The sequence below is a fragment of the Pseudomonas sp. JV241A genome (assembly GCF_900275665.1).
Taxonomy (GTDB): domain Bacteria; phylum Pseudomonadota; class Gammaproteobacteria; order Pseudomonadales; family Pseudomonadaceae; genus Aquipseudomonas; species Aquipseudomonas wadenswilerensis.
Window position 1 is genome coordinate 413168 of the sequence record NZ_OPYO01000033.1, and the last position, 6936, is coordinate 420103.

Here is a 6936-nt window from a genome sequence, read left to right on the forward strand (position 1 = left end):
CCATGCTGTTCTTACGAGCAGTTAGAGAAGTCATGTGCGAGGGTCAGGTTACTCCCATGCGGTCAGCATCAAGCCCTATCTGGCGCTCTACGGTGGTCGCTTAGCTGCTACCTTCAGCGCTCAGACTAGAGCCATCCGTTCTCAGATGTCATTGACGAGGGCCTGGTGGTTGCGATGAGGACGTCGTCCTCAGTGGTCACCGTCGCCAAGTACCCTTCAGATTTCATCGCGTTGACCAACCTCCGGTTTGACTCGGTGTTTCTCACCTTGATCTTCTTGACCTTCGCGCTCACGGTTTTGAAGTCTTCATCGTCGAGCAACCCTAGAGCTGCAGCAATGTCCGGCCACTTCATCCCGGGAAGACATTGTGTCAGCATTTCAGAGCGCTGCTCTGGGGTGAGGCTCGCGTTGCGAACCAGATGTCGCAGCACAGGCATCAGCGAATCAGCAAACCTTACGCCGGCTTGATTGGCCAGCATAGATACACGGCCGAGCTCTGGAACCGCTTCCGGTTTGCTTTCAATCGTCTCCAGGCTAAGCCCTGACCACATCTGAATTTTCTGTGTGAGTGACAGCGCTTTGCTTTTGCTCAGCGTGAGCATCGTGTCGAGCTGGAGCGAGCTGATATCGATCTCTGCTTTTGCTAGATCCCAGCGTTCAACCAGGTACTTGCCTTCGAGGTGTGGGCAAGTATTCAGTACGATCTCCCTGACTTCCGAGCTGTATGGCAAAAATGATGAGGCTACCAGCATGCCCCAGCGACCCTCAGGTAGCGCTGTTTTTATCATTGCTAAGTCTTGAAGCACGACGCCATCGAGCAATACCTGGAGCACGTCATTACTGATACCGGTGGAGCTCAGAAGATACTGTTGCAGCGACCAGTCTGAGCTCGTTGACTGCCACAGCGTGCCCTTGAGAGACGAAGCATTCCGAGCGATGAAGCCGGTGAATACCGCTGTGGGTTCCGATCCGATTTCTTCGTCCGAGACGTTGCCGTCTGGCCCAACGACTTTCTCAAAAAAAATCCACACTGAGTCAGCTTTGGCCACCAGGCGATCACTCTCAAGTGCCTTTGCCCAAAGATATCTCGGGGCGTCAGTGAGTGTGTGTAGGTCACAGGTCGTGTGATCGAAGAGTCTATTTGTCAGATCGTGATCTGCGTCCACTTCTGCTAGTAAGCTGGTCAAGGAGTCGCTTGATTCATCCAGGACAGCAGACTGATCTAGCAATGCGCTACCGAGCTCATCGGCGTGAGAGAGCAGATAATTATCGAGCCCATTGATGCCCAAAGCCTGTAGCCTACGCAAGGACACGATGCCCACATCTGCAGGTTCGGATTTGGCGTCTTTAGAATCCCGTCCAGCCTCTGACTTCGCGCATATCAGCGATAGCATAGGCAGGTTGATCTTGATGCAGCCCCAGTCAATCAGCCTTTCGAGGTCTGCGAGACTCATCGTATGGCCCAGTGAGGCAAACTGGACTGGGTACGCCCTGAGCCACGCCCATGCTCCCAGATTGCTCTCTAGTCCTGGCATCAGCCGTGAAGCATCTTCCAGCCCATCGATTGTAGGCACCAGATCCGTCGAGGAATCACCGGCCAGGGTCTTGAAGTCGGATTCCGGCAGGTTGTCGACGATTGCTTTGACGAAGGACTGACGGGCCTCGCTTCCTTCAAAAACGCCACCAGCGTCCCCCTTGTCCCTAGCATTGAAAAGGCTATTAAACAGTTTGGGTTCGAGGCGGTACACGGCGCGAATAAATCCAGCCGCGTCTGTTCGACTCAAAAGCTCGCGCACTGCGACGGCCATTCGTTCGGTGTGCTCGTCCAGACCGCTCCTCAGTATATGGCTTAGCTGTGTGTCTGCTGAGCCAGCCGCGAGCGAGGTTGGTCGGGCGCTGAGACAGGCGATCAAATCGACGATGATCCCCCTACCCTCGTCAAGCTCATCGCTCTTAAGTTTCTCCAGCACGGTACTCGGGCTATCGACAGGCGTGGAGACTTCAGGCAGCACACCACGTCTCAATGAAAGGATCAGATCTTTGTCACCAGGCGTCAGCGATCCCTGATAGAAATAACCTAGGTAGTCGGTGTAGTCGGCATCGAGAAAGCCATGCTGCATTAGATAGCTCACGACATCCAAGCCTGGAAGATTGCTCCTTACGACCTCTCCATACCCTTTCTTGACGGCGGTCGTGAACGACATCCTGATGACCTGATCCGATTGTCTCTGCACCGCTGCGATTTCGTCCGCGATGGTGCTAAGTCGCCGCCCAAGCAAAGCATGGCGCCTCTCATAGGATGTAGCGGTGAGCAGCTCAGTCATTGAGATGTTCCGAGAGGCGTAACTAGTCGCCTGCCCATATTGCTGCACGGCATCCGTTGTGAGGGTCGTGGCATTAGTCTTCAGTAAGTCGAATACTTCGTCGGTTACGAATTCCTGCGGCGTGTACCGGGTACCACCGCCTCGCACATGAGTCGCGAGGCTGGAATCGGTCAATCGAAGAAGCGTGAACCAAACGTAGGCCCTCAGCTCAGTGACATTGTTGGCCAGCTCGGCGACTCGCTCATCCCGCTCAAGCCGCAAGTCATCAAGTCGCTTGGCATTGGCGCTGTTCTGCTGGATTTTCCAGGTATCGAGGCCCTTGATAACGCCATAGATCGCCCCCCTCCGTTTGACCAGGTCGGCATACGCGCCGGGATGGAGATTTCGGATGGCGACAATCGCAAACAGCTTGCCTGGCTCCAGGCGTAGGCCGCTGGCAAGGATATTTGAAAACATATCGAATTCATTGACGATATTTTTCACCAGCCGGAGGTCATCGATGTAGTAGCAGACCGTCTCCACCAGTCGACGGTCGAGGTGTTCGCCCAAGGGTTTAGATTTGAAGGTTCGAAGGTTCAGAAGCTCCATCATCTTTTCCTGGGAGTTTTCCGAGTTGATGACGGGGATCACAGGGACGATGAGGTCAAAAAATTTGGTTTTCTCGCCGACGACGAACATTTCATCGCGCAGCGCGTAGACGAAATAGACAGGTCGTTTCACCTGAGGTGATTGCTTGATAATGAAATTGATTTCCCGCAATCGGGTGAATACGTCATGAATACCGAATCGGTCGAGATCCTCAATGATCACGACGTCAATGCTGCTTCGCTCAAAGCAGTAAATGATCTCATCGATATTTTTGTGCAGGACGGAGCCATGGTGGGTGGTCTCCAGCTTGCCTCCTTTGAGGGTCAAACCATCAATACTGAACAGCGAACTCAGACGGAGGCACGTGTGTAGCAGGTGTATGCACCCTAACGCAGCGATTCCGACGGCGAGCGAGCTCGGGATCCACAGCAGCCATTCCAGGAGCCAGGCCGGTTCAATCTTGGGCAGCTTCTCTGCCACAGGAACGTACAGTCTCAGCGCCGCCAGAATAAGGAGGCCATAGCAGAGCGTTTTCCACCAGATTTTCAGGCCCGAGGCTTGGTCGATCCTCTTAAGGCGGGTCTTGGGAAGTGTCTTTGCAGGGACGGCGTACAGGAGTTGCTGGACGATCGTCTCCTCGATCCGGGCAACGAGATCAGATTCAGCCTTGTTTTCCTCGGATTTAGAATCCTGCCCTGCCTTTGCAGAGGGCTCGGATGAGCGCGGTGATTCCGAGGTCGCGTCGGTATCGGTAACAAGCTCATAGGCCCCAGAGATCTCGGTGTCCTTGCCGAATGTGGCTAGCGAAACAAACGCGTAGATGAACTCGGGGTGGCGATGGACGAAGGTTCGAAGCACGCTGCTCTTCCCTGCCCCGTACTCCCCCGTGATCGCGATGTTCCTGACTTGATCGTTCCTCAGCCCATTCAATAACTCACGCTCATACCGCTGGATCTTCCCAGGCTCGATGAGTACTGGGGTTAGCGGCTGGAACAGATTCTCATGAGAGGGCGCGGCCAAGAACGCACGTGCGGCCTGATAGGCGCTGACGGCCGCACGTGGGTACCGCTTCAAAGCGGCTAGCTTGCTGCGGGTTTTATTAGTCCAGGCGTTAGAGGCATCTAATGCCCGATTATAGAAGGCGCGCAAGCGAATGAACATCCGTGTCTCCAAGCAGGCTGGCGGCTACCAGGCATTCATCTGCCGAAGATTGAATGATCGATCTTGGGTCTGAGCGGGAAGGTGAACTTCCGGTGAGCCTGATACGAGGGCTGGAATGATAGCTCACGGCCATCTTCGCCTGCGAACCCTTTGTTCACCTGGTAAGAGCTTGGCGCTAGCTTATCTCTGCACGATCTGCATGCATGACCTGGCCGGGAGAGGATTAATCAGGTCGGTGTGCCGCTGCCGCTAACAACAGCTGACCATCAGCATGCGCGGGGAACGACGTGTTGCCCCGCGCATATATATTGTCTACGCGCGAAGCTGTCCATTGTCGCAAGCCCTGAATCTGCGGACAGTTTATGCGCGTGATCAGGAGCAACGAAAAGCCCAAAAGCCACTAATTTATTCGTTGCAATATCCTAGTAATGACACATTATTCCGTCATGGCCTCCCAGACTGAGGGGCCAAGGCAGTTTAAAGATCCGGGCATAACGTCCGACCAGCGGTATGGTCGGTGAGGGCCGTTTGTGCCTTGAAAGGGATTTCCGCCCGCGCCCAAGCACTATCATGTATGGCCTGACCTACGCCTCGCCTGCAAAATATGCGAGCACATTTTGCAGGCTTACGACCGACGCACTTACAGGCGCTTCTTCGGCGGCTTGTATTTACATTTGGGAAAGGTTGAGCAGGATTGGAACTTTCCGTATGGCCCTAAACGCCATATCAACTCACCAACTTTACAGCCTGGGCACGATGGGCCTTTAGCCTTGGCTGGAGTTTGCTCAGTACCAGCTGCGGCGCTCCGTTCAGCGGCTACTGGTTGTTTAATCGTCTGTCCGTTCTCATCACAGGGAGCCACGACACCTTCGTCGATCAACTCTTGCAGGAAAGATGAGCGGCGCCCTAACAAATCGAAAGACATCGATCTGGTGATGATGGAAGAACCAGAGAATCACCTGTCGCACGTGGAACTGAGCCGCCTCGTCCAAGACATCGAGGATCAACGTGACGGCAAGCAACTGTTTCTGACCACGCACAGTTCATACGTGCTTAACAAGCTCAGCATCGACAAGATATGCCTCCTTCATGACTCGTACAAACGGCTGCATCTTTTGGATAAAGACGTCGTCAAGACACTCAAGCGTCTCCCTGGTTACGACACCCTGCGCGTCGCGCTTTCCAAGAAGGTGGTATTGGTAGAGGGGCCGTCTGATGAGTTGGTGCTCAAACGAATCTATAAAGATAAACATCACAATCGGTTGCCGGAGCAAGATGGCATCGACATCATTGTAGTGCGCGGCGTTGGCTTTAACACTTTTATCGAAATCGGTAAAGAGATCGGTACAGCGGTTAACGTTCTGCGTGACAATGATGGTGATTATGACAAGAACGTCGTAGCAGCGCGAAAGGAATATGATGCGCATAAGAACATTCAGCTGATTTCATCCAAGGATAACAATGAGTTTTCACTGGAACCTGCGATGATCTCAGCTAATTCCCAGTCAGAAAACGAATTAGTGGACTTTGCAAAGATCGTCCTTTCGACCAAAACCTACAATCTGCTGAAGGCAGAGCCTACGTTTGCTGCAAAAACCGCTTTCATCACTGAGTGGTTTAGAAGTGCTGTGTAGTGGTCAACTAATCCCGGACACTGCGTTAAGTTTTTCTTCGGCAACAGCGGGCGCCAGACCGCTGTTGAACTGATGCGGTCGCTGCCAGTTGTAGCGCTGCATCAGAAACCGACCAATATCCTGCTGTGCCAGCGAAGCACTCATATAACCCACGGTCGGTACCCATTCCGTTTTCAGGCTGCGAAACAACCGTTCCATCGGTGCATTATCGTGGCAGTTTCCACGCCGACTCATGCTCTGCTTGAAGCGATAACGCCACAGCCGCTGACGGAAGCTTCGGCTGCTGTATTGGCTTCCTTGGTCGCTGTGAAACAGTACATTCTGAGGCCGGCCACGCTGTTCATAGGCCATGTCCAAGGCCTTGATCACCAGGTCGGCATCTGGCTTCGATGAAAACGCCCAGCCCACCACGCGGCGGGTGAACAGATCGATCACGGCCGCCACATAGTGCCAGCGACCCTGAGCCCAGACATACGTGATGTCCCCGCACCAGACCTCATTTGGTGCCGACACGGCGAACTCTCTATCCAGCACGTTCGGGATATCAGGCCGCTCCACCGTCGCCTTTTTGTAGGCATGTGAGCCGGGTTGCTTGCTGATCAACTTCATCTCGCTCATCAGCTTGCGCACCTTGAATCGCCCAATCGCTATGCCGTCCTCGCGCATCATGAACATGATGCTTCGGCTGCCCGCCGCGCTGCGGCTTTGGGTGAACAGCTCATTCACGCGGCTGCGCAAAATCAGCCGCTTAACGTCTGGAGATCGGTGCTTGCGACAGTGCGCGTAATAGCAGGATCGGGTGACTTCGAATACCGAGCACAACAGATCAACAGGCTCTTCAGAACGAAGCTGATCAATTAACGCGAACGCTCGTGTTCCTCGGCCATCAAGAGCGCGGTGGCCTTTTTTAATATACTTTTTTCCCGTTCCAGGCGATTGATCCGAGCTTCCAGCTCCTGGATTTTCTGCTGTTCGGGCGTCAGCGCTTTACTGGTCGGAGTCACACCGTTTCGCTCTTCCTGAAGCTGGTTAACCCATCGACGCAGGGCCGACTCCACCAGCCCAAGCGAACGGGCTGCTTCGATATGGCTGTAGCCCTGGTCGAGCACCAGACTGGCAGCTTCGCGTTTGAACTCGGGCGTAAAGGAACGACGTTGCTTGGTCATCGGACACCTCTCTCTGGCGAGCATTCTCGCCTAAATGGGTGTCCGGTTTCATTAGACCACTAC

The 6936-nt window shown here is 54.1% G+C and carries 2 protein-coding genes and 1 pseudogene; 1 reads left to right on the forward strand and 2 read right to left on the reverse strand.

Annotation, left to right across the window (positions count from 1 at the left end):
* Positions 1–125 precede the first annotated feature (125 nt).
* Entirely contained in the window at positions 126–4073 is a 3948-nt protein-coding gene (locus JV241A_RS23490) for a hypothetical protein (protein WP_134064699.1), read from the reverse strand.
* 908 nt (positions 4074–4981) lie between these two features.
* Here JV241A_RS23490 and JV241A_RS23500 point away from each other — a divergent pair.
* Positions 4982–5698: pseudogene (locus tag JV241A_RS23500) on the forward strand (TOPRIM nucleotidyl transferase/hydrolase domain-containing protein); the annotation flags it as partial.
* A 12-nt stretch (positions 5699–5710) separates the two neighbouring features.
* Here the strand turns inward: JV241A_RS23500 and JV241A_RS23505 are convergent.
* A protein-coding gene (locus JV241A_RS23505) for an IS3 family transposase (protein WP_134063887.1) occupies positions 5711–6873 on the reverse strand; the annotation gives its coding sequence in 2 pieces (ribosomal slippage) (positions 5711–6618 and positions 6618–6873; 1164 coding nt in all).
* Positions 6874–6936 lie beyond the last annotated feature (63 nt).